The following is a 23,910-nucleotide window of genomic DNA, read 5'->3' on the forward strand; positions in this document are numbered from 1 at the left end:
TCCTTGGTCCTTACAGAGAGCTGTATTTTTCACGCAACCGCTGACGGATGAACTCGGCCAGGGTGTTGAACAAGAAGGTGAACACGAACAGGACGAAGGCTGCGAGGAACAGCACCCGATAGTGGGAGCTGCCCACTTCCGACTCCGGCATCTCTACCGCAATGTTGGCGGCGAGGGTACGCAGCCCCTGGAACATGGAGAAGTCCATGATGGGGGTATTGCCGGTGGCCATCAGCACGATCATGGTCTCGCCCACGGCGCGGCCAAGGCCCATCATCACCGCCGAGAAAATACCCGGGCTGGCGGTGAGGATCACCACCCGGCTCAGGGTCTGCCACGGGGTGGCACCGAGGGCCAGCGAGCCCTGGGTCAGGTGCTTGGGCACCGAGAAGACCGCGTCTTCAGCGATGGAGAAGATGGTCGGAATAACTGCAAAGCCCATGGCGATGCCGACTACCAGCGAGTTGCGCTGGTCGAACTTGATACCCATGTCGTGGGTCAGCCAGATGCGCGAATCACCGTGCATAAAGGCATTCTCGATGAGCGGACTCAGCGCGAACGCCCCCCAACCGATGAAGAGCAGCACCGGAATGAGCAGGATGGCGTGCCACCCCTCCGGCAGCCAGGTGCGGCTGCGTTCCGGCAGGTAGTTCCACACCAGCGCGGTCAGCAGCATTCCCGCCGGCAGCAGGATCAGCAGCAGCACCACGCCGGGCAGAGAGCCCTCGATGATGGGCGCCAGCCAGAGACCAGCCAGGAAGCCGAGGATAACGGTCGGCAGGGCCGCCATGATCTCGACGGTCGGTTTGACATATTTGCGCAGCCCCGCCGACATGAAGTAGGCGGTGTAGATGGCGCCCGCAACACCGAGCGGCACCGCAAACACCATGGCATAGAAGGAGGCTTTCAGGGTACCGAATACCAGCGGCACCAGGCTCAGCTTGGCTTCAAAGTCGTTGCTTGCGGAGGTGGATTGCCACACATACTGGGGCTCGGGATACCCTTCGTACCACACCTGTTGCCACAGGGCAGACCAGGTCACCTCGGGATGCTCGTTCTCCACCGCAAACAGCTTGAACGTATCGCCCTGCTGGGTCAGCAGCAGGTTGTGGCGCGGCGAAATGGCCAGCGCAGAGAAGGCGCCGCCATCGACATGCTCGCTCAGCAGCTTGGTCTCGCCGGTGGCGTGGAAGAAGCTGACAGTGCCATCCTTGTCGGCACTGATGAAACCCTTGCGAAAGTGCTCCGGGGTCAGCTGCGCCACGGCACCATCACCCTTGAAGTCACGGATCTGGGTGAACTGGCGTTTGCCATCCTTTGCCACTTCAAACCACTGGGAGATGACACCATTGTCATTGCCCACCAGCAGGGAAGAGGCACCGGAGAGCAGCTCGACCCGGGTCACGTTGGCATTCGGGGCATTGATCTCCAGCACGTTGCGCACCGAGATATCGCGCAGGTTCTGGATGTCGTAGACAGAGAGGCGGTTGCCCTCGCGCACGAACAAAATGCGCAGGTTGGGGGTGAGCAGCATCTGATCCACATGGCGCGGCAGGGAGGGAATGGTGTAGTTCTGGGCACTCCACTCGATCTCGCCGGAGAGGAAGTTCTCCTCACCGCTCATCACCGTCATCACGCCACGACCATCTTCGGTCACGGCGGCGGCGGCCATCTTGTCCTTGGTGGCTTCAAACACCATGGTCTTGAGCGCCTTGCCCTCGGGATCCACTACCACCGGCTCTTCGCCGAAGGGGTACTGGAGGCTGGGCTCAATGACGCGCACATCGTTGGGATAGGAGACCTTGAAGGAGGGCTGTACCACTTGCGCCTTGCCGTCGGCAAAGCCGTAGGCGATCAGCTTCTGACCCGGTGCGGGCGGCGCCACGGCAGTGACGTCACCGGCTACCTCAGCCTGACCGAGGGATTGACCGACCTTGATCTTGCCATCGCCCTGCACGGCGAAGAAGTTGACCTGCCCGTTGTCGCTGAAGCGATAACCGATCTCGTTCTGCTCCTCCACCCCGAGCCAGGCGGTCTTGCCGCTTGTCGGCAGGGTAAACGAGGCGGTCGGCTCCATCGTGGCGCCATTGAAGATGGGCTTCACCACATAGAGCAGGTAAAAGAAGATAAGCAGGAGCGCCACCAGCACCAGCGCCCCACCCGTGGTGACGCCGTACTTGGCCAATTTGTCCTTGATGCGGCGTTTTCGACTCCCCGCCATACCCAGGTGTAACGATTCCGATGACATGCAAAACCTCAATGTAAGCTAGGCTTGGCGGCATTATATGGCGGTTGCATGACAGTTTTGTTACACCCGCCACCTTAAATAAGCAGGATAAACAGGGGCACGGAATACAAGGGGAGATAGGGTGTAAAGGCGTAATAACCGATTGTTTTTAAAGTGGTTATAGAAATGGCATACGGCGGGTTAGTGCATCCCGCCGCCGACCGGTTCAGGCGGAAGCCTCACCCGATTGTTGCAGCGCCAGTTTGGCCGCCTTTTTCTCGGCGCGGCGCCGTTTGAAGAAATCGGAGAGCTGGGTCGAACAGGCCTCGGCCAGCACACCAGCAGTCAGCTCGACTCTGTGATTGTGGCGCGGGTCCTGCAAGATCTCGAACACCGACCCCGCCGCACCCGTTTTGAGATCCCGTGCGCCAAAGACCACCCGCTTGACCCGGCTATGGATGAGGGCACCGGCACACATGCAGCAGGGCTCAAGCGTCACATAGAGGGTGGTGTCGAGCAGGCGGTAGTTCTCCAGCCGGCTACCTGCCGCGCGGATGGCCATCACTTCGGCATGGGCACAGGCATCGTGCTCGCTGATGGAGCGGTTCCACCCCTCCCCCACGATCTCGTCACCCAGCACCAGCACGGCACCAACCGGGATCTCGCCGATCCCCTCGGCGCAGCCCGCCAGTGCCATGGCGTGACGCATCCACTTCTCATCCGTTGCGGCCTGTTCCGGCGCATCGGCCCCCTCTGCTGGTTTCACGGCCATGCCTCTCTGTCTGTTCAATCTCTGCATTGGTATTCCATACTGCCGCACTCTTCAGCCGAAATTATGAATATCTTGCATGAAAAGTGGCTGCTGCGGGGCGGCGATTATGCCAAAACTCCCTCCTCCGCCCAAGCCGCATCTTGGCTGCGCAATAAAGAAGCAGTCGGCATCTCTATGATAAAAAAGGAGTTGCACCCATGAGTGCAGATCATTAGACTTCCTCCCCGTCAGCTCAGACTGACCTTGTCGGCGTGTAGCGCAGCCAGGTAGCGCACTGTCATGGGGTGTCAGGGGTCGGAGGTTCAAATCCTCTCACGCCGACCATCATTCCCCGAAAATAGCCCAGTCAAACGACTGGGCTATTTTTTTGCTCCCGTTTTTGCTCTGACCAGCCTTCCCTTTCCCGGCCTTTTGCCCGATTCAACCCGCGCCATCATCGCCAGGAACAAAAAATGTACAGGATCGCTTGAATCTTTTTGATGCGCTCATTAATATGCGCAACTTTCCGCCGGTATCAAGACAGGGAGGTGGAGGCACAAGTGAAGGGATCACTGGCCGGCTTGCATTCAACACGGGAGCAAGCATGAACCAGACCACCGATTTCACCCCGCTCATTCCGCTCTACCCTGTTCCTCACGACACCTCCTGCACCCCGCAGGTTGAAGAGGAAGAGCTGGTCATCCAGCTGGATGTCATCGATCTGGCCGAACCTGACGATGACTACTGAGCCCGTCTGCGGGCGATTTTCCCTCTCTTTGCCTGATTTTTTCCCTGCTTTTCCCCGTCTTATGCCTCTTGAGACGTACTGCCTTAAAAAAACGACAAACCACTACCAAAACATGATTAAGCAGTGTAATTGACTGCCATTTAACCACCGCTCCCCCCCCGGGTTAATCCCCATCAGCTGATACAAACCTACGTTATTGCGCTCCACTTTCAATGCGGCAAGCCGTCAGCGCCAACAGAGCCCTGCGAAAGCCAGACAGTTTTAAACGAACGTTCACTATCCAGCATCAACGCCATCAGCCTATTGATTGAAATATTTAAACGCACTTCATACAGCTGTTTTTCAAAAGCCTGGAGTAAGGTCGGGATTTGTTTTTGCATTTGTAATTTTATTACGTAATAAGTTACGAATCACATGACAAGAAGGGTGACCGGACGAGCCATCGCCCGGACAGAAAAACCAGGAGCATAACCATCTGTGTAGAGCTTTTGTACCAATCCAATAACTCAATTAAAAACATCAACTTAAACATCGACCCCAAACAGGCGTTTTAAAAAAACTGTTGACGTAATCGACAATATTTCGCACCTTATCAATCGTGTTATCCCGTTGTTGCGGGAACGTTTCAGGAACAGGGATTCGACTTTAGTCGTAGTTAGTAAGTTCAAAATGTAATTCTCAAAGGAGTGAACCTTATGTCGGCACCGGCTCAGACCCACTGTAGCGCCCGCCTTCGCATCCAGGGCGAGATGCTGCCCGAATACGCGCAAATTCTGACGCCGGACGCGGTGGCGCTGGTCTCCGAACTGGTGGAACGTTTTGCTCCCCAAAGAGGGGAATTGCTGAAACAACGTGTGGCACGTCAGGCCCGTATCGATGGCGGCGAGCTGCCGGACTTCCTGCCGGAAACCGCCCACATCCGTGACGGTGACTGGACCATTCGCGGCATTCCCGCCGACCTGCAAGACCGCCGTGTGGAGATCACCGGCCCGGTCGAGCGCAAGATGGTGATCAACGCCCTCAACGCCAACGTCAAGGTGTTCATGGCGGACTTCGAGGACTCACTGGCTCCCGCCTGGAACAAGGTGATCGAGGGCCAAATCAACCTGCGCGATGCAGTCAACGGCACCGTCTCCTACACCAGTCCGGAAGGAAAGGCCTACACCCTGAACCCCAATCCGGCGGTGCTCATCTGCCGGGTTCGTGGTCTGCACCTGCCGGAAAAACATGTCACTTTCGATGGCGAGCCCATCCCCGGTGGCCTGTTCGATTTTGCCCTCTACTTTCTGCACAACTATCAGGCGCTGCTGGCCAAAGGCTCCGGCCCCTACTTCTACGTGCCCAAGCTGCAGAGCCATCTGGAAGGGCGCTGGTGGAGCGAGGTATTCGCCTGGACCGAGGACAAGTTCGGCTTGCCCCGCGGTACCATCAAGGCCACCGTGCTGATTGAAACCCTGCCGGCTGTATTCGAGATGGATGAGCTGCTCTATCAGATGAAGGATCACATCGTTGCGCTGAACTGCGGCCGCTGGGACTACATCTTCAGCTACATCAAGACCTTGAAGAACCATCCGGATCGGGTCCTGCCGGATCGCCAGGTGGTGACCATGGACAAGCCGTTCCTCTCCGCCTACTCGCGGCTGCTGATCAAGACCTGTCACAAGCGCGGTGCGCTGGCGATGGGTGGCATGGCCGCCTTTATTCCGGCCAAGGACGCAGCCGTCAACGAGCAGGTCTTCGCCAAGGTCAAGGCCGACAAGGAGCGCGAAGCCAATAACGGCCACGACGGTACTTGGGTGGCCCACCCTGGCCTCGCCGATACCGCCATGGCGGTATTCAACGCCACCATTGCGGCTGGCGCCAAGAACCAGATCGGCGTGCTGCGCGAGCAGGATGCCCCCATCACCGCCGCCGACCTGCTGGCCCCCTGTGAGGGGGAGCGCACCGAGGCCGGCATGCGCACCAATATCCGGGTTGCCCTGCAATATCTGGAGGCCTGGATCAACGGCAACGGCTGCGTGCCCATCTACGGTCTGATGGAAGATGCCGCCACCGCCGAGATCTCCCGCACCTCCATCTGGCAGTGGATCCGCCACGGCAAGAGCCTCGCCAACGGCAAGGTGGTGACCAAGGAGCTGTTCCGCCAGATGCTGGCCGAGGAGCAGGAGGTGGTCAAAGCCGAAGTAGGTGCCGCCCGCTGGCAATCGGGTCGCTTTGCCGAGGCCAGCGAGCTGATGGAAGAGATCACCTGCGCCGATACCCTGATCGATTTTCTGACGCTGCCCGGTTACGAGCGGCTCTGAACTCTGGGCCCCGAGCGGGGCTCGCCAATAACAAGTCAATGGAAACGTGAAATCAATGAAAGAGGGAACTGATATGGCACTGACCCGTGAGCAACAGATCCAGGCTATCGAGAAAGACTGGGCGGAAAACCCCCGCTGGAAAGGGATCAAGCGCGGCTACAGCGCCGAAGATGTGGTAAACCTGCGCGGCAGCTTGCAGCCGGTGCACACCCTGGCCCAGCGCGGTGCCGACAAGCTGTGGGGCCTGATCCACGGCGACGCCAAGAAAGGCTACGTCAACTGCCTCGGCGCCCTGACCGGTGGTCAGGCGGTGCAGCAGGCCAAGGCGGGGATCGAGGCGATCTACCTCTCCGGCTGGCAGGTGGCGGCGGACAACAACTTGTCCTCCACCATGTATCCGGATCAGTCCCTCTACCCGGCCAACTCCGTACCGTCCGTGGTGGAGCGCATTAACAACTCCTTCGCCCGTGCCGACCAGATCCAGTGGGCCAACAAGGTCGGACCGCAGGATGAGGGCTTTATCGACTACTTCCTGCCCATCGTGGCCGATGCGGAAGCCGGTTTCGGCGGCGTGCTGAACGCCTTCGAACTGATGAAAGGGATGATTGAAGCGGGTGCCGCTGGCGTGCACTTTGAAGATCAGCTGGCATCAGTGAAAAAATGCGGCCACATGGGCGGCAAGGTACTGGTGCCGACTCAGGAAGCGGTGCAGAAGCTGGTTGCCGCCCGTCTGGCAGCCGATGTGTGCGGCACCACCACCCTGGTGATCGCCCGTACCGACGCCAACGCCGCTGACCTGTTGACCACCGACGCTGACCCGTACGATGCAGACTTCCTGACTGGCGAGCGCACTGCCGAAGGGTTCTACAAGGTACGTGCCGGTATCGATCAGGCCATCGCTCGCGGTCTGGCTTACGCCCCCTACGCCGACATGGTGTGGTGTGAAACCGCCAAGCCGGATCTGGACGAAGCGCGTAAATTTGCCGAAGCAATCAAGGCCAAGTTCCCAGATCGCATCTTGGCCTACAACTGTTCCCCGAGCTTCAACTGGAAGAAGAATCTGGACGATGCCACCATCGCCCGCTTCCAGCAGGAGCTCTCCGACATGGGCTACAAGTACCAGTTCATCACCCTCGCGGGCATCCACAACATGTGGTTCCACATGTACGAGCTGGCTTACCAGTACGCCCGTGGCGAAGGGATGAAGCACTACGTCGAGATGGTGCAGGAGCCGGAATTTGCCGCCGCCAGCCGTGGCTACACCTTCGTGGCCCACCAGCAGGAGGTCGGTACCGGTTACTTCGACAAGGTGACCACCGTCATTCAGGGTGGCCAATCCTCGGTCACCGCGCTGACCGGTTCCACCGAAGAAGATCAGTTCCATTGATAGGCAGAGTCCCTTGAGATAGCCCTTGAGATAGCCCTTGAGATAGCAAAACCCCGGCCTGAAGCCGGGGTTTCTTTTTATCTGCCACTCAAGCGAAAGTCAGGCGCACAACCGCACACCGCCGAGAGGATCAGAGCTCGAGGATCTCTTTGACAAAGGGAATGGTCAGCTTGCGCTTGGCGCGAAATGAGGCGTTGTCGAGCTGATTGAGAGTGGTAAGCAGAGTGCGCATGTCGCGCGAGAGGCGGTTGAGCAGGAAGCGGCCCACATCGATGGGCAATTTGAAGCCCCGCAGCTCGGCACGCAGCTGCAGGGCACTGAGCTTGCCTTCATCATCCAGCTCTTCGAGATGGAAACTCACCCCCCAGTCAAGGCGCGAGGCGAGATCCGGCAGCTGCAGCCCCAGCTTGCGCGGCGCGCTGCAACCGGTGACGATCAGCGTCCCTTCCCCTTTCTCCTGCCAGCGATTGTAAAAATCAAATAGCGCCCGCTCCCAAACGGCATTGCCGGCGATGGCCTCAATGCTGTCAAGGCAGACCAGCGGCAGACTTTCGAGGGCATCAAGCATGCTGGGATCGAGCTGTTCAAACTGATCGAGGGAGAGATAGGCGGCCGCTGCATCGCGGGCATTGACCTCGGCACAGGTGGCATGGAGCAGATGGGAGCGCCCGGAGCCCTTGGCTCCCCAGAAATAGAGGAAAGGCGACCCCTGACCGATGGCCGCATTCTTGAGGGCGGTGATCAGATGAGCATTGGTGCCGGGATAAAAACTGACGAAGGTTTCATCATCCGGTAGTTGTACGGCTAGGGACAGTTGGGCCGGTTGCTTCACTCGTTGGGCTTTGACTGTGACATTTGTGGCTAAGTGTACCATCGCAATGGCAGATAGAGAACCGCCCGGACAAGCTGGGCGGTAGACAAAAGCCTTGTGAAATCAGGGCTGCGACCATTGGTAACGCAGATTGCTGCCATTATCGTCAACCTTGTGCAAGCGGCTCTCCAGCTGCAGGGCGCGCACCAACTCGCTCTGATCCCCCTGCAGGATGAAGTTGAAGGTGACCTGATTGCCTTCCAGCTTGCCGATCTCCACCTTGCTGACGTTGGCCATCCCCTGCAGCATCTTCTGCACGGAGATCATGCTGTCCACATCGGATAGGCCATCCACCACCAGGGTCTGACTGGTTGCCGGCCCCGAGATGCGAGCGCCGTAGTTTTTCACCAGCCAGGTCGCCAGGGTATCGGCAAGCCCTTGCGCCACTTCGACCTGGGTACCCGTGGTGTTGCCGCGGGTCAGTTCGGCCACTTCACCAGCGGCCTTGGGACCGTAGAGTCCCCAGTCGATGCTCCACTTGTCCCCTTCCGGGGTCAGCTTGCCCAGCACCACCATCTCGGCGCCATAACGCTGACTCGCCTTGAGGATGGGATCGGCAAAACGGCCCCATACATCGGTGGCACTGACCGCCATGTTGTCGTCGAGATCCATCAGGGGGATGCTGACCGGCAGCCCCAGCGCCAGGGTCTGTTCGCGCAGTGCCTGTGCCCAGCCATCGGTAGACTGGTCTGCCAGCAGATGGCGCTCACCCTGATCCACCACCAGCCAGAGGGCCATCTGGGGACGAGCCGGGCCAAGCAGGGCGAATTTGCTCTCGGAGACCAGGCTGTTGACCTTGTCGCTCTTGAACTCGGCCTTCAGATACTTGACCGAATCGACATCCTGATAGCCATAGCTCTTTACATAGTCGCCCGGCGCAGCCAACGCCTTGACCACGGCAGGCTGGGTCAGAATGTCCCGCTTGCCGGTCACCTTGATCAACACCTCGCCCAGCGCCTGACCCTGAGCAGCCACCATGTCGCCGGTGGTCGGGGCCTTGCCCTGATAGAGGTCGGTCACCTGAGCGGCCGAGGCAATGAATGACAAGCCGCAGCAGAGGGCGGTCACAACACGTTTGAACATGAACAGAGTCTCGAAATGGGAGATGGTGCTTATGGTAGCGGCAAGGCGCGTCCTGCGGCAAGGCTGGGACAAAGGCCATAAACAGCGAAGCCGGCAGGACGCCGGCTCCGTCAGCCGCCTCGGCAGAGGCGGCGTGTCACAGCAAATTACTTGGTACCGAAGATCTTGTCGCCGGCATCGCCCAGACCCGGCACGATGTAGCCTTTCTCGTTCAGGCCCTGATCGATGGAGGCACAGAACAGCTCCACGTCCGGGTGAGCAGCTTCCAGCGCCTTGATGCCTTCCGGCGCGGCAACCAGCACCAGCACCTTGATGGACTGGCAGCCTTTCTTTTTCAGCAGATCGATAGTGGCGATCATGGAGCCACCGGTGGCCAGCATGGGGTCGATGACCAGCGCCAGACGCTCTTCGATGTTGCTGACGATCTTCTCGAAGTAGGGAACCGGCTGCAGGGTCTCTTCATCGCGGTAGATACCGACCACGCTGACGCGGGCACTCGGCATGTGCTCCAGTACGCCATCCATCATGCCAAGGCCGGCACGCAGGATCGGTACGACGGTTACCTTCTTGCCCTTGATCTGGTCAACTTCTACTGGCCCATTCCAGCCATCGATGATAACCTTCTCGGTTTCGAAGTCAGAGGTAGCTTCATAGGTCAACAAACTGCCCACTTCTTTGGCCAGTTCACGGAAACGCTTGGTGCTGATATCGCCTTCACGCATCAGACCGATCTTGTGTTTGACCAGGGGGTGTTTGACTTCAACGACTTTCATTATTATCTCCTCTAACCTGCCGCAAAAAAATCGCGGAATCATACAACAAAAGCCACCGCTTGTAGAGCAGTTTTGCGCAAAAACGCGCAAACGATTTCCTTTCTGGTTTTTCGCCGCCACTGTTAGAATACGCCCCGAATTTTACCCTCCACTTCTCACATGACGGGGACTACTCGTGACTGACAAAACCTCACTGAGCTACAAGGATGCTGGCGTGGATATCGATGCCGGCAATGCACTGGTTGAACGTATCAAGGGCGTGTCAAAGCGCACTCGTCGTCCTGAAGTCCTTGGTGGTCTTGGCGGCTTTGGGGCCTTGTGTCAAATCCCTGCGGGCTACAAGGAGCCGGTGCTGGTCTCCGGCACCGACGGTGTGGGCACCAAGCTGCGCCTCGCCATCGATCTGAAAAAACATGACACCGTGGGTATCGATCTGGTAGCCATGTGCGTCAACGACCTGATCGTACAGGGTGCCGAGCCCCTCTTCTTCCTCGACTACTACGCTACCGGCAAGCTGGATGTGGACACCGCAGCCGCAGTGGTCACCGGGATCGGTGCCGGTTGCGAGCAGTCCGGCTGCGCCTTGGTGGGCGGCGAAACCGCCGAGATGCCGGGCATGTATGAAGGGGAAGACTACGATATCGCCGGTTTCTGCGTCGGCGTGGTGGAGAAGAGCGAGATCATCGACGGCAGCAAGGTCGGCGAAGGGGATGCCCTGATCGCGCTGGCCGCCAGCGGCCCCCACTCCAACGGTTTCTCCCTGATCCGTAAAATTCTCGAGGTCTCCAAGGCAGATGTTCATCAGCCGCTGGGTGACACCACCTTGGCCAACGCCCTGCTGGAGCCGACCCGCATCTATGTGAAACCTGTGCTCAAGCTCATCAAGGAGTGCGAGATCCACGCCCTCTCCCACATCACCGGCGGTGGCTTCTGGGAGAACATCCCCCGCGTATTGCCCGCCAAAACTCAAGCGGTGATCGACGAGCAGAGCTGGCAGTGGCCGGCGGTGTTCAGCTGGCTGCAGCAGGCTGGCAACGTCACCCGTCACGAGATGTATCGCACCTTCAACTGCGGTGTCGGCATGATCATCGCCCTGCCTGCCCATCAGCTGGAAAAAGCCCTGACCCTGCTCAAGGCAGAAGGCGAGAACGCATGGCACATCGGTCATATCGCCAAAGCAGCAGACGGTGAGGAGCAGGTCGTCATCAAATGATGCGGATCCTCGTCCTTATCTCCGGCAGCGGCAGCAATCTGCAGGCGATCCTCGACCACTGTGCCAGCGGCAAGATTGCCGGTGAGGTGGTCGGCGTCATCAGCAACAAGGCCGACGCCTATGGCCTGATCCGCGCACAAGAGGCAGGGGTGGCAACCACCACCCTCAGCCAGCAGCAGTTTGCCAACCGGGAGGAGTATGACGCCGCCCTGCTGGCGCTGATGGCTGACTATCAGCCGGATCTGGTGGTACTGGCCGGCTTTATGCGCATATTGAGTGGTGATCTGGTTCGCCACTTCGCCGGACGGATGATCAATATCCACCCCTCCCTGCTGCCGAAATATCAGGGGCTGCACACCCACCAGCGCGCTATCGATGCTGGTGATAGCGAGCATGGCGCCAGCGTCCACTTCGTTACCGAAGAGCTCGACGGTGGCCCGGTGATCCTGCAGGCCTGCGTTCCCATCTTCGAAGGAGATGAGGCCGATGAGGTGGCAGCACGGGTACAGGTGCAGGAGCACAGTATCTACCCGCTGGTGGTGCAGTGGTTCTGTGAAGGGCGCTTGCAGATGCGAGATGGGTCTGCCTTTCTCGATGGCAAGCAACTTGGCCCGGCAGGCTATGCCTGCGAGTAACCGCTAACCACAGCAAGCAAAATACAACAAGGGAGGCCCAGGCCTCCCTTGTCATTTCCATAGATCAACGCAATGACCACGTTCATCTCCGATGACGCCGCTACGCGGCTAATCAGACCGGATTGTCGATATCGATAAAGGTGACATCCAACCCGTGCACGGTCGCCAGCCACTCTCCCAGCGCCTTGACGCCGTAGCGCTCTGTAGCGTGATGACCGGCGGCGTAGAAGTGCATCCCCATCTCGCGAGCGGTGTGGATGGTCTGCTCGGAAGCCTCGCCAGAGATAAAGGCGTCGATGCCCTGCTCTGCCGCCAGATTGATGTAGCTCTGGCCGCCGCCAGTGCACCAGGCCACGGAACGGATTAGCTCGGGGCCGCTGTCGCCACAGTGGAGCGGCTCACGACCGAGACGCTCGGCAATCAGTTTGGCAAAATCGCTGCCGCTCATCGGCTCTTCCAGCTTGCCCACCATGGCGACGCTCTTGCTGTTCCACGGCTCCAGACCGCGACGCACCTTGATATCGAGCAGCTTGGCGAGCTGGGCGTTATTGCCCACCTCGGGATGGACATCCAGTGGCAGATGGTAGGCAAACAGGTTGATATCGTGGGCCAGCAGGGTCTTGATGCGACGCTGCTTCATACCGGTGATCTGGGCCGGTTCACCGCTCCAGAAGTAGCCGTGGTGAACCAGAATGGCATCGGCATCGGCAGCCACGGCCGCATCTATGAGGGCCTGACTGGCGGTCACACCGGTCACCACCTTGCGAATGCGCTCGCGCCCCTCGACTTGCAGACCATTGGGACAGTAATCCTTGATGGCGTGGGGCTCAAGCAGGTGGTTGAGTACGGTTTCCAATTTTCGATGAGAGATCATAAGGGTCCCTTTATAACGGCGCGATTCCCTGTTTTACCAATAAAAACAAGGCCCCGGCTCAAAACGCCAAGGGCCCTATGATAATCGAGAGCCGCCATCAAGACCATGACGGTTCCCACACAGTGGTACATCCCCCCTACGAAGGCTACCAACCTGACTCAGGCGGGCAAGTCGATACCGGCATCCCGCATCTGGGCCAGCTTGTAGCGCAGAGTGCGCGGGCTGATCCCGAGCCGGTCGGCCACATCCTTGCGACTGCCATTGCACTCTTGCAGGGTGTCGAGAATGATCTGGTGCTCCTGCTGCTTGAGTTCGCTGCCGAGACGATCACAGCCATAAGCGCGCTCTGCAACGGCAAACTCCATCTCCTGCTCGTCCACCTCTTCCAGAATGAGGTGGCCGCAATCGATCACTCCATCAGGGCTGAGGATCAGCGCTCGCTGTACCACGTTGTCGAGCTCGCGCACGTTGCCGGGCCAGGGATGAGAGAGCAGCCGCTCGCGCGCCTGCGGCTCCAGCTGCGGGGTGGGCAGCCCTTGCTGGCTGGCATGGAGAGCCAGCAGATGTTCAGCCAGTGGCAAGATATCTCCGGGTCGCTCGCACAGGGCTGACCAGCGCAGCGGAAAAACGTTGAGACGGTAGTAGAGATCTTCGCGAAACAGGCCATCCTGTACCGCCCTCTTGAGATCCCGGTTGCTGGTGGCGATGACCCGCACATCCAGCGGGATCATCTTGCGGCTGCCGAGCCGCTCTACCTCTTTCTCCTGCAGCACCCGCAACAACTTGGCCTGCAATCCCAGATCCATCTCGGTGATCTCGTCGAGCAGCAGAGTCCCTCCCTGTGCCTGCTCGAACTTGCCGGGGCACCCCTGCACCGCGCCGGTAAACGCCCCCTTCTCGTAGCCAAACAGGGTCGCCTCCAGCATGTTCTCCGGAATGGCGGCGCAGTTGATGGCGATAAAGGGCTGCTCGGCGCGGTTGGAGTTGTCGTGGATGTAGCGGGCAAGTACCTCTTTCCCCGTACCACTCGGGCCGGTCACCATCACGGTGGCCTCACTTCTGGCCACGCGGGTCGCCAGCTGGAACAGCTCGGCGCTCTTGGGGTCGCCATACACCACGGCTCGCTTTTCTACCTTCTGGGCCGGCACATAGCGACTCACCTGGTTGAGCAACACCTCGGGCGAAAAGGGTTTGGCCAGATAGTCGATGGCCCCTTCCCGCATGGCACGCACCGCGCCGTCGATGTTGGCGTAGGCAGTCATCAGGAGTACCGGCACCTGCGGATACTGCTGGCGAATAGTAGCCAACAGAGTCAGGCCATCCATTCCTCCCATCTGAATATCGGAGATCACCATGTCAAACGGCTGACGGGAGAGCGCCAGCAAGGCCCGCTCGCCGCTGTCGACTTCACGGCACTCATAGCCGCCAAGCAACAGGGTATCGACCAGCGCCTCGCGCAGGCCATTGTCATCTTCCACTACCAGGATCCGGGCCTGAGTCATGCTACACCTCCCACGACAGCCAACCTGGCCGCATTGATATGGCTCCCTCTCGGCCGGCACAACTCCTTAACAAGGCTCATGCTGCACCTCCAAGTTGAACCTGCTGCTGATGCAGGGGGAACGACAGAGTAAAACAGGTGCCCTCTCCGGGAACCGAGGCCACACCGACCTCGCCCTGATGGGCACGCACGACGGATTGCACCACCGCCAGCCCAAGGCCGGTGCCCTGGGAGCGAGTGGTAAAGAAGGGTTCGAAAATCTGGCTGAGCAGGTGGGCAGGCATCCCCTTGCCATTGTCGATCACCCGCATCTCGACCCGGGCACCGCTGCGCACCGCGCTCACCAGAAGTGACGTTGCCCCCGCCTGCTGGGCGTTGGCGATGAGATTATTGATGGCTCCGGAGAGGGCACTGCTGTTGGCCAGCAGGCAGAGATCAGGCTCCGGCGCCTCCATGTGCAGCTCGCAACCCTGCTGGGCGCAGAACGCCTCTGCCCCCGCCTGCACTTCAGCCAGCAGACCCTGCACCGAGATGGGGGTGACCACCTGGTTGTCGCCATTGCGGGCAAACAGCAGGATGTCGTTGATCTGCTTCTCCAGGTCCTGCAGCCGGGCCATCAGCTTTTGCTGAAACTGGGTTCGGGATTCGGGCTTGAGGGTGCGGTTGGCCAAGTTGGCGGCATAGAGCATGGCGGCAGAGAGCGGGGTGCGGATCTGGTGGGCCAGCGAAGCGGCCATATTGCCAAGGGCCGACAACCGCTTCATGTGGTTGATGCGATCCTGCAGCTGACGGGTTTCGGTCAAGTCGTTGATAAAGACCAGCTGGCCCGCCTGATCCTGCAGCGGCTGAGTCGAGAGCTGGACCCGGCGACCATCGCGCAGGGAGATCTCGTGACCATCATCCTCGCGCGGCTCGAAGCAGCGGGTGATGACATGACGCCAGAGCTCCCCCTCCAGCGGCTCTCCCAGCAGGTCTATCGCCGCCGGATTGGCACGGGTGATGATGCCAGTGCCATCAAGCAACAGCACCCCGGTCGGGAGCGCCTTGAAGATGGCGTAAAGCTGGCTCACTTCGTGAGACTGGAGTGGGATATCCTGCTGTTGGGCTGTCATAAACCTGACCTCAAACTGGCGACCTGGTCAGGTTATTCAATTTCCATGCCACTAAATTAATCTATTAAAACCAATAGATTACTGCTCTGCGTCAAGGCTTTGACCCTCAGACGTCCTTGCTCATCCCGTACTTTTTCATCTTCTCGACCAGGGTAGTACGACGCATGCCGAGCAGATCGGCGGCGCGGGCCACCACCCCGTCCTGCGACTCCAGCGCCTGGCGGATCAGCTCCACTTCGAGGTCGGCCAGCATCTCCTTGAGATTGACCCCCTCCTCCGGCAGCTGCATGGTACGGGGCGAGGAAAGCGGATGGTCGATCTCCGGCGGATCCTGAAACACCGCGGCCAGCGCATCCCGCTCATCCATCTCGGTCAACCTTTCATCACGCGGCTCGCTTGGCAGCAGGCGGTAGCGGCTCGGCAGATCGGCCACATCGACAATCTGCTGCGGATAGAGAATGAGCAGCCGCTCCAGCAGGTTGGAGAGCTCGCGCACGTTGCCCGGCCAGGGATACTGCATCAGCGACTCCATCGCCCGCTGGGTCAGACGGATGGTGCTGTGGTGCTGTTCGGCATGACGGTTGAGCAGCTCCTGTAGCAGCAGGGGGATATCGTCGATGCGATCCCGCAGCGGCGGGGTTTCGATGGGGAAGACGTTGAGGCGATAGTAGAGATCCTCACGAAAACCCTGGGTGCGGATCAGCGCCTCCAGATCCCGGTGAGTCGCGGCGATGATACGCACATCGGCCTGAATGGGCTTGCCACCACCGACCCGATCAAAGAGCCGCTCCTGCAACACCCGCAGCAGCTTGACCTGCATCGGCATCGGCATGTCGCCAATCTCGTCGAGGAACAGAGTGCCCCCCTGCGCCAGCTCGAAGCGGCCACGCCGCGCGGCGATAGCGCCGGTAAACGCCCCCTTCTCGTGGCCGAACAGCTCGCTCTCCAACAGCTCCGCCGGAATGGCACCGCAGTTGATGGGCACGAACGGCCCCTGGCTGCGGCCAGAGAGTTCGTGAATGGCGCGCGCCACCACCTCTTTACCGGTACCCGACTCACCGAGGATCAGCACGTTGGCATCGGTCTCGGCAACCTGGCTGATGAGGCGACGCACCTCCTGAATCCCCTTCCCCTTGCCCACCAGCAGGCGCAGTAAAGCCTGCCCCTTGTCATGGGTCTGCTGACGGGGATGCAGAGAAACAAACGCCTGACAGAAGTGCAGGTGGCGAGTCAGCGACTCATAGGTAAACGGCGCCTCGGCAACCCCGATGAAGTTGCTGTTGGGCAGGTCGGCCTCGACCAGAGAGATAAAGGGGGTTCGGGGAAATGCGGCCAGCAGATCCGGCAGAACACGGGTGCCGAGCTCGCCGGCCAGTACACCTTGCAGGGGGCCGGAGGAGTCGATGGCGACATCCAGATCGCCTTCAGCCACCTCTTGCCACGGGATCCCCATAAACGAGAGCACTGTTCCCAACTGCTGACGCCGCTGCGCATCGGCATCAACAATCAACACGCCCATCTCCACCATATCAATCCCTCGCGACGACCGAATATAATTCATTGTTTTATATAGATATAAAACATATATCACTTATTTTATTTCAGACAGACAAAGTGCCAAAATTCCGACACTTTGTCAAAAATTGTCGTATTCAGGCTAAGTGTATCGACATAAAACGGGGATAAACGAAATGGCTACGGTATTTTTTTCGCAGGGAATATTCAGGTGATACCGCCTTGCCGGCGGCGGTATCACTCAGATGCAGCAGTTCAAGGGTGGATATGGTGGCGCGGGGTCGCGTAGCGGCACTCGGGGAAACGGCTGCAGGCCAGAAAGAGGCGGCCGGCATGGGGCCCTTTCTTGGCTTCACGCTCCACCAGCGGCGCATCGCAGCGAGGACAGTGGTGCACCTCTTCATCTTCGTCTTCAGACGGATCGGCAAACAGGTTGTCGGCAAGCTCCGGCTCCATCGCGGGAACTGCAACGCTCGGCGCAGGGCGCTCCAGAGTTGGGAAGTGAAGCGGCTCTTCATCAATCGGGCGAACAGTTGCCTGTGGCGAGCCACCGCGGAGCGGCGTGCCAAGGTCGACCCCGTCCAGCAACAGAGGATTGAAGGTGGGTTCGCGCCGCTGGCCCGGCAGCAGATCATCGACCACCGGCTCGCTGGTTTTGACCAGCAACGGCAGAATCTGTTCGCGCAACTCTTCCACCTGATAACCGCTGCTGGCCGGAATTTGCAGCAGGGGCAGACCGGCGCTGTCGCAGGCAGTTTTCAGAAACAGATCTCGCGCCTTGCGCTTCTGATGACGGTGAGAGCTGTCATCCAGCTCGATGGCGCAGATAAACGAGAGGTCGGTCGGATGGCAGAGCAGATAGTCAAAATGCTTGCCGCTGATCTTGTTGAAGTGTTGCTGCCATTTGCTCTTGCCGAGTCCCGCTTGCGGAGTCAGCACATCGGCCACCCGCACCTTGGCAAGCACTCTGGCCTTGTCGCCTACCGCCAGATCCAGAACCCCGAGAAAAGAGCGCTCGGCCGGAGTGAAGAGAGTCTCCTGCAGATCGTAGGGCAGCTGCTTCTGCTCCTTGTTTCTGCTCCAGAAAATCGCCAGCACCAGCAGGGCCAGCAGCAGTAATCCCGACAGGATGAGGGTATTCATGAGAGCACAATCCAGTTCACAACACGAAAGGGGGAACACTTTACCACAGCCAGCGTCACGCAAGGCAGCAGGCAAGCGTATGGAAAGTGTAAAAGTCCCTGCTTTTTCTCCATTTGCCAGCGGACGGGGCTTCATATGACCAGCCACAGCAGGCACAATGCTGGAGAAACCCAATTCCAAGGAGAGCAGGATGCAAAAGCAATTGGTGGTCACCGTGATCGGTGCAGACAAACCAGGTATCGTTGAGAGTCTGGCTGCCGTCATCAGTCGCGAGCAGGGCAACTGGCTGGGCAGTGCCATGAGCGAGCTGGCCGGCCAGTTTGCCGGCATCCTCCATGTGGCCGTGCCCGAGGAGCACTACCGCAGCCTGTGCGAAGCGCTGGCCCTGCTGCCCGGCCTCACCATCAGTTTTGCCGAAGGGACCCCCACCGCCGAACCGGCCCATCAGGTGATGATGACGGTCACCGGCAATGATCGCCCCGGCATCGTCCACGAAGTGGCGAGCATCCTGCGGCAACTTGATATCAATGTGGCCGATCTCACCACCGGCTGTGAACCTGCCCCCCACTCCGGCGCATCGCTCTTCTACGCCCATGCACTGGTTGCCCTGCCAGACGGGCTGGAGATGGAGAGTCTTGTCTCTGCGCTGGAGTCTCTCTCCGATGATCTGGTGGTCGATATTGACGAGGCGATGCCCGAGTAATATTGCTGTCACTTTTCTGTCATATATTCACGTCATACCTGCCGCGCAGAGGCGAACTGATTAGAGACCAGAGGCATAACATGAGCACCGACAAGCTGTATGAAGAGAAAGAGCTGAGCTGGCTCTCATTCAATGAACGGGTGTTGCAAGAAGCGATGGACAAGACGGTCCCCCTCATCGAGCGGGTCCGCTTTTTGGGGATCTTCTCCTCCAACCAGGATGAGTTTTTTAAAGTTCGGGTGTCGGACGTCAAGCGCCGCATTCTGATCAACGAAGTACATGGCGGCGACGATGAAGCCAAGGTCCTGCTGCGCGCCATCCAGCAGAAGGTGATGGCCCTTGGCGAGGCATTCGACAATACCTACAAGGAGCTGCTGATCGCCCTGGCTCGCCACAACATCTTTCTGGTCAACGAAAACCAGCTCTCCGACGCCATCCAGAAGTGGCTGCGGGTGTTCTTTCGGGAGAAGGTGCTGCGCCACATCATCCCGATCTTGCTCAACAAGGAGGTCAACCCGGTCAAGTTCCTGAAAGACGAGCACACCTATCTGGCCATCGAGATGAAGAAGAATGGCCAGGTGATCCAGTACGCGCTGGTGGAAGTGCCGACCGATGACCTGCCCCGCTTCTTCCAGCTGCCGCCGGAAGGGACCCGCCGCAAGAAGCAGATCATCATTTTGGACAATGTCATCCGCTTTTGTCTCGACGAGATCTTCAAGGGATTCTTCGACTACGACGAGATTGCCGCCTATGCGGTGAAGCTGACCCGGGATGCTGAATATGACCTCTCCGACCAGCTGGACTTGAGTCTGGTCGACAAGATGAGTGATGGCTTGAAGCAGCGTCTCACCGCCATGCCGGTGCGTTTCGTCTACGAACGGGAGATGCCGGCGGCTATGATAAGCTTCCTCAAGCTCAAGCTGCAGATCAGCTCCTACGACGCCATCATGCCGGGTGGGCGCTATCACAACTTCAAAGATTTCATCGGCTTCCCCAACGTGGGCCGCGACTATCTGGAAAACCCCAAGCTGCCGGCCATCGATTGCCGCGACTTTGACGGCTTCGTCAATGCCTTCGATGCCATCACCAAGCAGGACATCCTGCTCTACTACCCGTACCACAAGTTTCACCACTTTACCGAGCTGGTGCGTCAGGCAGCGTTCGATCCAGCGGTCAGCGCCATTCGCATCAATATCTACCGGGTCGCCAAGAAGTCGCGGATCATCCACTCCCTCATCGATGCGGCCAACAACGGCAAGAAGGTGACCGTGGTGGTGGAACTGCGCGCCCGCTTCGATGAAGCCGCCAACATCGACTGGGCCAACATTCTCACCGATGCAGGGGTCAAGGTGGTGTTCGGGGTGCCGAGCCTCAAGATCCACTCCAAGCTCTGCCTCATCACCCGCCACGAAAACGGCGAGGCGGTGCGCTACGCCCATATCGGGACCGGCAACTTCAACGAGAAGACCGCCAAGATTTATACCGACTTCTCACTACTGACCCGCCATCCGGACATCACCGCCGAGGTGGAGAGTGTGTTCGAGTACATCGAATACCCCTACCGGCGCTACAAGTTCAACCACCTGCTGGTCTCCCCCATCAACAGCCGGCGTCAGCTCTATCGCCTCATCGACAACGAGCTCTCCAACGCCAAGGCGGGGCAACCGAGCGGCATCACCCTCAAGATCAACAACCTGGTGGACCGGGATCTCATCAACCGGCTCTATGCCGCCGGTCAGGCCGGGGTGCCGATCCAGATGATCATCCGCGGCATGTGTGCACTGCGCCCGGGCGTGCCGGGCCTCAGTGACAACATCAAGGTGATCAGCATCATCGATCGCTTCCTCGAGCACCCACGGGTGATGGTGTTTCACAACAAGGGCAACCCCCAGCTCTATATCTCCAGCGCCGACTGGATGAGCCGCAATATTGACGGCCGGATCGAGGTGGGCACTCCCATCTATGACGAGCGGCTCAAGCAGCGCATCATGGATATTCTCGAGCTACAACTGAGTGATACCTGCAAGGCGCGGGTGATCGATGCCGACCAGCAGAACGAATATGTGAAGCGGGGCAACCGCCGCAAAATCCGCTCTCAGGTCGCGATTTACGACTATCTCAAACGTATCGAGTCAAACAATGGACAATAGCCTCTACGCCGCCGTCGATCTCGGCTCCAACAGTTTTCATATGGTGATCGCCCATCTGAGCGAAGGGCGTTTTCGCATCGTCGATCGCATCAAGGAGCGGGTACGGCTGGCGGAAGGAATGGATGCCCAGAAGCGAATGAGCCCGGAGGCGATGGAACGCGGCCTCGCCTGCCTGTCACTCTTTGCCGAGCGGCTCACCAACATCAAACCGGATCAGATCCGCATCGCCGGCACCTACACATTGCGCCGGGCCAGCAACGCGCGCGAGTTCGTCAGCGAAGCGGCCAAGGTGCTCAATCACCCCATCGAGATCATCAGCGGGCAGGAAGAAGCACGGCTCATCTATCAGGGTGTCGCCCATACCCAGCATATCGAGGGTCAGGTACTGGTCATCGATATCGGCGGCGGCAGCACCGAGCTCATCATCGGTGAAGGGTTTGAGCACAAGGTCCTCACCAGCCGCAAGATGGGCTGTGTCAGCTTTACCCAGAGCTTCTTTGCCAGCGGCAAGCTGAGCGACAAGCACTTCACCAATGCCGTGCTGGAGGCGCAGCACCAGCTCGCCCCCATCGTCAACCAGTACCGCAAGCTGGGCTGGCAGAGCTGTCTTGGCAGCTCAGGTTCGATCCGCACCGTGCGCGACGTGCTGCAGGGTGAAGGACTGACCGATGGCAGCATTACGCTGGAGGGGCTGGAGCGCCTCAAGGCCCTGATGATCGAACACAAGCGAGTCGATAACCTCAAACTGGTCGGGCTCACCGAGGAGCGTCAGGAGGTGTTTGCCGCCGCGGTTGCCATCCTGCTTGGCCTGTTTACCTCGCTGCCCATCGAGCGGCTCGACTACTCTGACGGTGCCCTGCGTGAAGGATTGCTGTATGAGTTCGAGGAGCGCTTGCAGCACCACGATATCCGCGAACGGACGGCGCAAGCGCTCGGCACCCACTACCGGATGGACAAAAAGCAGGCCGCCCGGGTGGAGCAGAGTGTGCTGACCCTGTTTGATGCCTTGCAAGGTCCCTGGCAGATGGAGATAGAGCCCTATCGCGCCATCCTCGGCTGGGCGGCACGACTGCACGAAATTGGCCTTGCCATCAACTACAGCGGCATCCACCGCCACTCCGCCTATATCCTGCAACACACCGACCTGCCCGGCTTCAACCAGGACGATCAGGCATTGCTGGCCGCGCTGGTACGCTTCCAGCGCAAGGGGCTAAAACTCTCCGAGCTACCGCCCCTGCCCAACCACGACCTGCAAACCGTGCTGCGCTGCATCCGCATTTTGCGCCTCGCAGTCGCCGCGCACCACAAGCGCCAGGACAACCTGCTGCCTGAGTGGAAAGTCGCGGTACAAGGGGATCAGCTGGTAGTGACCCTGCCAATCGACTGGTGTGAGGAGAACCGTCTCCTGATGCAGAATCTGGAGAAGGAGCATCGTTATTGCCAGGAACAAGGCTGGCCTCTGTTGTTCCAGCTCGGCTGAACCGCAAAGAGAGATGTAAAAAAGGCAGCCCGTGGGCTGCCTTTTGCATTCTCAGGTTCTGACTTACTGCAGCTCGGGCAGCAGCAGCTTGGCAATCTCGAAGTAGATGATAAGACCGGTACCATCCACCAGCGTCGCGATAAAGGGAGCCGATACGACCGCCGGGTCGATACGGAAGCGGCGCAACACCATGGGGATCACCGACGCCACGGTGGCGCTCCAGAGCACGATGGCGATGATGGTCAGAGTAACTACCATGCCAATCTGGGGCCCTACCCCCAGACTCCAGGCTCGCACCCAGGCCGCCAGCGCAATAGCGGCCGAAATGAGCAGACCGGTGGAAAGCTCCTTCTTCAGCACGGTGCCGAGGTTGCGCAGACTCACCTCCCCGACCGCCATGGCACGCACTATGGTAGTGGTGATCTGGGTACCGCTGTTACCACCGGTACCGATCAGCAGAGGGATAAAGAATGCCAGGGCGATGGCAGCTTCCAACTGCTCCTCGAAAGCCCGTAGCACTGTGCCGGTATAGGCTTCGGCCACAAACAGAATGAGCAACCAGCCCACCCGCTTGCGCCACAACTGCCAAGGCGTTGCCTGCAGATAGGGGGTATCCAGCGGCGATGAACCACCCTGCATCTCGGCATCCTCGGTGGACTCGAGCTCCAGAATATCGGCGGCATCATCAACGTGGAAAATACCGACCAGCCTCCCCTGATCCTCGACCGGCAACACCGACAAGTCGCGGTCAATCAGCAGGCGCGCAGCCAGCTCCTGATCCGCCCGGGCGTTGATCCGCACTGTTTCACGGTCCATCAGAGTTGCGACGCTGGCCAGCGGGTCAGCGATCAGCAGAGTCTTGAGCGAGATGCTCCCCTGCAGACGCCCATCCGTGTTGACCACATAGATGTGGCGAAACAGCTGGGCATTGTCCCAGGCATCGTGGATCAGCTGCTTGGCCTTGCCCACGGTATCCTGTTCGCTCACGGCCAGATATTCATGACGCATGTTGGCCCCGACCGACTCGGTAGGCCAGTCGAGCAGGGAGTAGTACATGGCCTGAGCCTGGGTCGGAAAACGAGCCAACAGCATGGTGCGATCCTGACGGCCGAGCTTGCGCAGGATAGCCACCATCTCACGACGGGGAATGGCTTCTTGCAAGACACTGACGATGCTGCCATGCATGCGCTGCAACAGACGTCCCGCACTCTCTGCCGAGAGAGAGGCGATAAGTTCAGCCCCCTGCGGCACAGGCAAGGTATCAAAGATGCAGTTGAGCTCTTCCGGACGCAGGGTCAGCAGTTGATCGGCGCGCTGAACCGGATCCAGATTGTGTTCCAGCCAACCCTGAAGGCTGGCGAGATCGAGCAGTTGATGACGGTTGAGAATGGTGTGTGTTTTCTTCATCACAAATAATCCCATGTGATTTCAGGCGAGCCTG

20 protein-coding genes and 1 tRNA gene are annotated in these 23,910 nt (G+C 59.3%); 9 read left to right on the top strand and 12 right to left on the bottom strand.

The window, feature by feature from the left end:
* Positions 1-10: 10 nt before the first annotated feature.
* Positions 11-2,248, bottom strand: coding sequence for an ABC transporter permease subunit (locus tag BS300_RS06625; protein ID WP_071911639.1), 2,238 nt, complete (start codon positions 2,246-2,248; stop codon positions 11-13).
* 205 nt (positions 2,249-2,453) lie between these two features.
* A complete protein-coding gene (gene tadA, locus BS300_RS06630) occupies positions 2,454-2,936 on the bottom strand; it encodes a tRNA adenosine(34) deaminase TadA (protein WP_239693810.1) in 483 nt (160 codons plus the stop codon).
* Between the two features lie 310 nt (positions 2,937-3,246).
* Here tadA and BS300_RS06635 point away from each other — a divergent pair.
* Together BS300_RS06635 and BS300_RS21365 are read left to right on the top strand one after the other, a co-directional pair.
* A tRNA-Pro gene (locus tag BS300_RS06635) sits at positions 3,247-3,323 on the top strand.
* Positions 3,324-3,582: 259 nt separating this feature from the next.
* The gene (locus BS300_RS21365) at positions 3,583-3,726 is read left to right on the top strand and encodes a hypothetical protein (RefSeq protein ID WP_192849739.1); all 144 of its coding nucleotides are present in this window, start codon (positions 3,583-3,585) and stop codon (positions 3,724-3,726) included.
* A 209-nt stretch (positions 3,727-3,935) separates the two neighbouring features.
* Here BS300_RS21365 and BS300_RS21295 read toward each other — a convergent pair whose 3' ends face one another.
* Positions 3,936-4,106: a hypothetical protein gene (locus tag BS300_RS21295; RefSeq protein WP_158025282.1), complete on the bottom strand. Its 171-nt coding sequence runs from the start codon at positions 4,104-4,106 to the stop codon at positions 3,936-3,938.
* 315 nt (positions 4,107-4,421) lie between these two features.
* Here BS300_RS21295 and aceB point away from each other — a divergent pair, with 315 nt between their 5' ends.
* Together aceB and aceA are read left to right on the top strand one after the other, a co-directional pair.
* Positions 4,422-6,029, top strand: a complete 1,608-nt coding sequence (gene aceB / locus BS300_RS06640) for a malate synthase A (protein WP_071911644.1) — start codon at positions 4,422-4,424, stop codon at positions 6,027-6,029.
* Positions 6,030-6,102: 73 nt separating this feature from the next.
* Complete coding sequence (aceA, locus tag BS300_RS06645) at positions 6,103-7,416, top strand: isocitrate lyase (protein ID WP_005344572.1); 1,314 nt, start codon at positions 6,103-6,105, stop codon at positions 7,414-7,416.
* A 130-nt stretch (positions 7,417-7,546) separates the two neighbouring features.
* On the opposite strand, the gene hda is transcribed toward aceA, so the two are convergent.
* The 3 genes from hda to upp all read right to left on the bottom strand — a co-directional run bounded on the left by hda (position 7,547) and on the right by upp (position 10,143).
* Positions 7,547-8,248: a DnaA inactivator Hda gene (gene hda, locus BS300_RS06650; RefSeq protein ID WP_033114378.1), complete on the bottom strand. Its 702-nt coding sequence runs from the start codon at positions 8,246-8,248 to the stop codon at positions 7,547-7,549.
* A gap of 102 nt (positions 8,249-8,350) precedes the next feature.
* Positions 8,351-9,370 carry a DUF2066 domain-containing protein gene (locus tag BS300_RS06655; RefSeq protein WP_071911647.1) on the bottom strand — a complete coding sequence of 340 codons (1,020 nt, stop codon included), beginning with the start codon at positions 9,368-9,370 and terminating at the stop codon, positions 8,351-8,353.
* A 146-nt stretch (positions 9,371-9,516) separates the two neighbouring features.
* Positions 9,517-10,143 carry a uracil phosphoribosyltransferase gene (gene upp, locus BS300_RS06660; RefSeq protein WP_033114376.1) on the bottom strand — a complete coding sequence of 209 codons (627 nt, stop codon included), beginning with the start codon at positions 10,141-10,143 and terminating at the stop codon, positions 9,517-9,519.
* Between the two features lie 175 nt (positions 10,144-10,318).
* Here upp and purM point away from each other — a divergent pair, with 175 nt between their 5' ends.
* On the top strand, positions 10,319-11,356 hold the full coding sequence (gene purM, locus BS300_RS06665; RefSeq protein WP_071911649.1) for a phosphoribosylformylglycinamidine cyclo-ligase: 1,038 nt from the start codon (positions 10,319-10,321) through the stop codon (positions 11,354-11,356).
* On the top strand, positions 11,353-11,991 hold the full coding sequence (gene purN, locus BS300_RS06670) for a phosphoribosylglycinamide formyltransferase (RefSeq protein ID WP_041209867.1): 639 nt from the start codon (positions 11,353-11,355) through the stop codon (positions 11,989-11,991). Before purM ends, purN begins: the two co-directional genes overlap by 4 nt.
* 112 nt (positions 11,992-12,103) lie before the next feature.
* Here the strand turns inward: purN and BS300_RS06675 are convergent, their stop codons facing one another.
* The 5 genes from BS300_RS06675 to BS300_RS06695 all read right to left on the bottom strand — a co-directional run bounded on the left by BS300_RS06675 (position 12,104) and on the right by BS300_RS06695 (position 18,136).
* Positions 12,104-12,865: a Nif3-like dinuclear metal center hexameric protein gene (locus BS300_RS06675; RefSeq protein ID WP_042033345.1), complete on the bottom strand. Its 762-nt coding sequence runs from the start codon at positions 12,863-12,865 to the stop codon at positions 12,104-12,106.
* A gap of 158 nt (positions 12,866-13,023) precedes the next feature.
* Positions 13,024-14,367 (bottom strand): sigma-54 dependent transcriptional regulator, encoded by a 1,344-nt coding sequence (locus BS300_RS06680; protein WP_071911651.1) that lies wholly within the window; start codon positions 14,365-14,367, stop codon positions 13,024-13,026.
* 76 nt (positions 14,368-14,443) lie between these two features.
* Complete coding sequence (locus tag BS300_RS06685) at positions 14,444-15,478, bottom strand: ATP-binding protein (protein ID WP_042033343.1); 1,035 nt, start codon at positions 15,476-15,478, stop codon at positions 14,444-14,446.
* Between the two features lie 106 nt (positions 15,479-15,584).
* Positions 15,585-17,006 (bottom strand): sigma-54 dependent transcriptional regulator, encoded by a 1,422-nt coding sequence (locus tag BS300_RS06690; RefSeq protein ID WP_041209864.1) that lies wholly within the window; start codon positions 17,004-17,006, stop codon positions 15,585-15,587.
* 242 nt (positions 17,007-17,248) lie between these two features.
* Positions 17,249-18,136, bottom strand: a complete 888-nt coding sequence (locus BS300_RS06695; protein ID WP_071911653.1) for a DUF2726 domain-containing protein — start codon at positions 18,134-18,136, stop codon at positions 17,249-17,251.
* Between the two features lie 190 nt (positions 18,137-18,326).
* Here BS300_RS06695 and BS300_RS06700 point away from each other — a divergent pair, with 190 nt between their 5' ends.
* From BS300_RS06700 to ppx, 3 genes are all read left to right on the top strand, one after another.
* Positions 18,327-18,839, top strand: coding sequence for an ACT domain-containing protein (locus BS300_RS06700; protein ID WP_033114369.1), 513 nt, complete (start codon positions 18,327-18,329; stop codon positions 18,837-18,839).
* A gap of 80 nt (positions 18,840-18,919) precedes the next feature.
* Positions 18,920-20,989, top strand: a complete 2,070-nt coding sequence (gene ppk1 / locus BS300_RS06705; RefSeq protein ID WP_041209862.1) for a polyphosphate kinase 1 — start codon at positions 18,920-18,922, stop codon at positions 20,987-20,989.
* Positions 20,979-22,469 carry an exopolyphosphatase gene (ppx, locus tag BS300_RS06710; RefSeq protein ID WP_071911655.1) on the top strand — a complete coding sequence of 497 codons (1,491 nt, stop codon included), beginning with the start codon at positions 20,979-20,981 and terminating at the stop codon, positions 22,467-22,469. The genes ppk1 and ppx overlap by 11 nt, the downstream gene beginning before the upstream one ends.
* A gap of 63 nt (positions 22,470-22,532) precedes the next feature.
* On the opposite strand, the gene mgtE is transcribed toward ppx, so the two are convergent.
* Positions 22,533-23,876: a magnesium transporter gene (gene mgtE / locus BS300_RS06715; RefSeq protein WP_071911657.1), complete on the bottom strand. Its 1,344-nt coding sequence runs from the start codon at positions 23,874-23,876 to the stop codon at positions 22,533-22,535.
* Positions 23,877-23,910: the final 34 nt, after the last annotated feature.

This window comes from Aeromonas sp. SCS5 (genome assembly GCF_001887375.1).
In the GTDB taxonomy this organism is placed as follows: domain Bacteria; phylum Pseudomonadota; class Gammaproteobacteria; order Enterobacterales; family Aeromonadaceae; genus Aeromonas; species Aeromonas jandaei.

Bases quoted from the DNA above. Each gene is read 5' to 3' on its own strand.
- BS300_RS06625 (WP_071911639.1), bottom strand. From the start codon at position 2,248: ATGTCATCGGAATCGTTACACCTGGGTATGGCGGGGAGTCGAAAACGC.
- tadA (WP_239693810.1), bottom strand. From the start codon at position 2,936: ATGCGTCACGCCATGGCACTGGCGGGCTGCGCCGAGGGGATCGGCGAG.
- BS300_RS21365 (WP_192849739.1), top strand. From the start codon at position 3,583: ATGAACCAGACCACCGATTTCACCCCGCTCATTCCGCTCTACCCTGTT.
- BS300_RS21295 (WP_158025282.1), bottom strand. From the start codon at position 4,106: ATGCAAAAACAAATCCCGACCTTACTCCAGGCTTTTGAAAAACAGCTG.
- aceB (WP_071911644.1), top strand. From the start codon at position 4,422: ATGTCGGCACCGGCTCAGACCCACTGTAGCGCCCGCCTTCGCATCCAG.
- aceA (WP_005344572.1), top strand. From the start codon at position 6,103: ATGGCACTGACCCGTGAGCAACAGATCCAGGCTATCGAGAAAGACTGG.
- BS300_RS06655 (WP_071911647.1), bottom strand. From the start codon at position 9,370: ATGTTCAAACGTGTTGTGACCGCCCTCTGCTGCGGCTTGTCATTCATT.
- upp (WP_033114376.1), bottom strand. From the start codon at position 10,143: ATGAAAGTCGTTGAAGTCAAACACCCCCTGGTCAAACACAAGATCGGT.
- purN (WP_041209867.1), top strand. From the start codon at position 11,353: ATGATGCGGATCCTCGTCCTTATCTCCGGCAGCGGCAGCAATCTGCAG.
- BS300_RS06675 (WP_042033345.1), bottom strand. From the start codon at position 12,865: ATGATCTCTCATCGAAAATTGGAAACCGTACTCAACCACCTGCTTGAG.
- BS300_RS06680 (WP_071911651.1), bottom strand. From the start codon at position 14,367: ATGACTCAGGCCCGGATCCTGGTAGTGGAAGATGACAATGGCCTGCGC.
- BS300_RS06685 (WP_042033343.1), bottom strand. From the start codon at position 15,478: ATGACAGCCCAACAGCAGGATATCCCACTCCAGTCTCACGAAGTGAGC.
- BS300_RS06690 (WP_041209864.1), bottom strand. From the start codon at position 17,006: ATGGTGGAGATGGGCGTGTTGATTGTTGATGCCGATGCGCAGCGGCGT.
- BS300_RS06695 (WP_071911653.1), bottom strand. From the start codon at position 18,136: ATGAATACCCTCATCCTGTCGGGATTACTGCTGCTGGCCCTGCTGGTG.
- BS300_RS06700 (WP_033114369.1), top strand. From the start codon at position 18,327: ATGCAAAAGCAATTGGTGGTCACCGTGATCGGTGCAGACAAACCAGGT.
- ppk1 (WP_041209862.1), top strand. From the start codon at position 18,920: ATGAGCACCGACAAGCTGTATGAAGAGAAAGAGCTGAGCTGGCTCTCA.
- ppx (WP_071911655.1), top strand. From the start codon at position 20,979: ATGGACAATAGCCTCTACGCCGCCGTCGATCTCGGCTCCAACAGTTTT.
- mgtE (WP_071911657.1), bottom strand. From the start codon at position 23,876: ATGAAGAAAACACACACCATTCTCAACCGTCATCAACTGCTCGATCTC.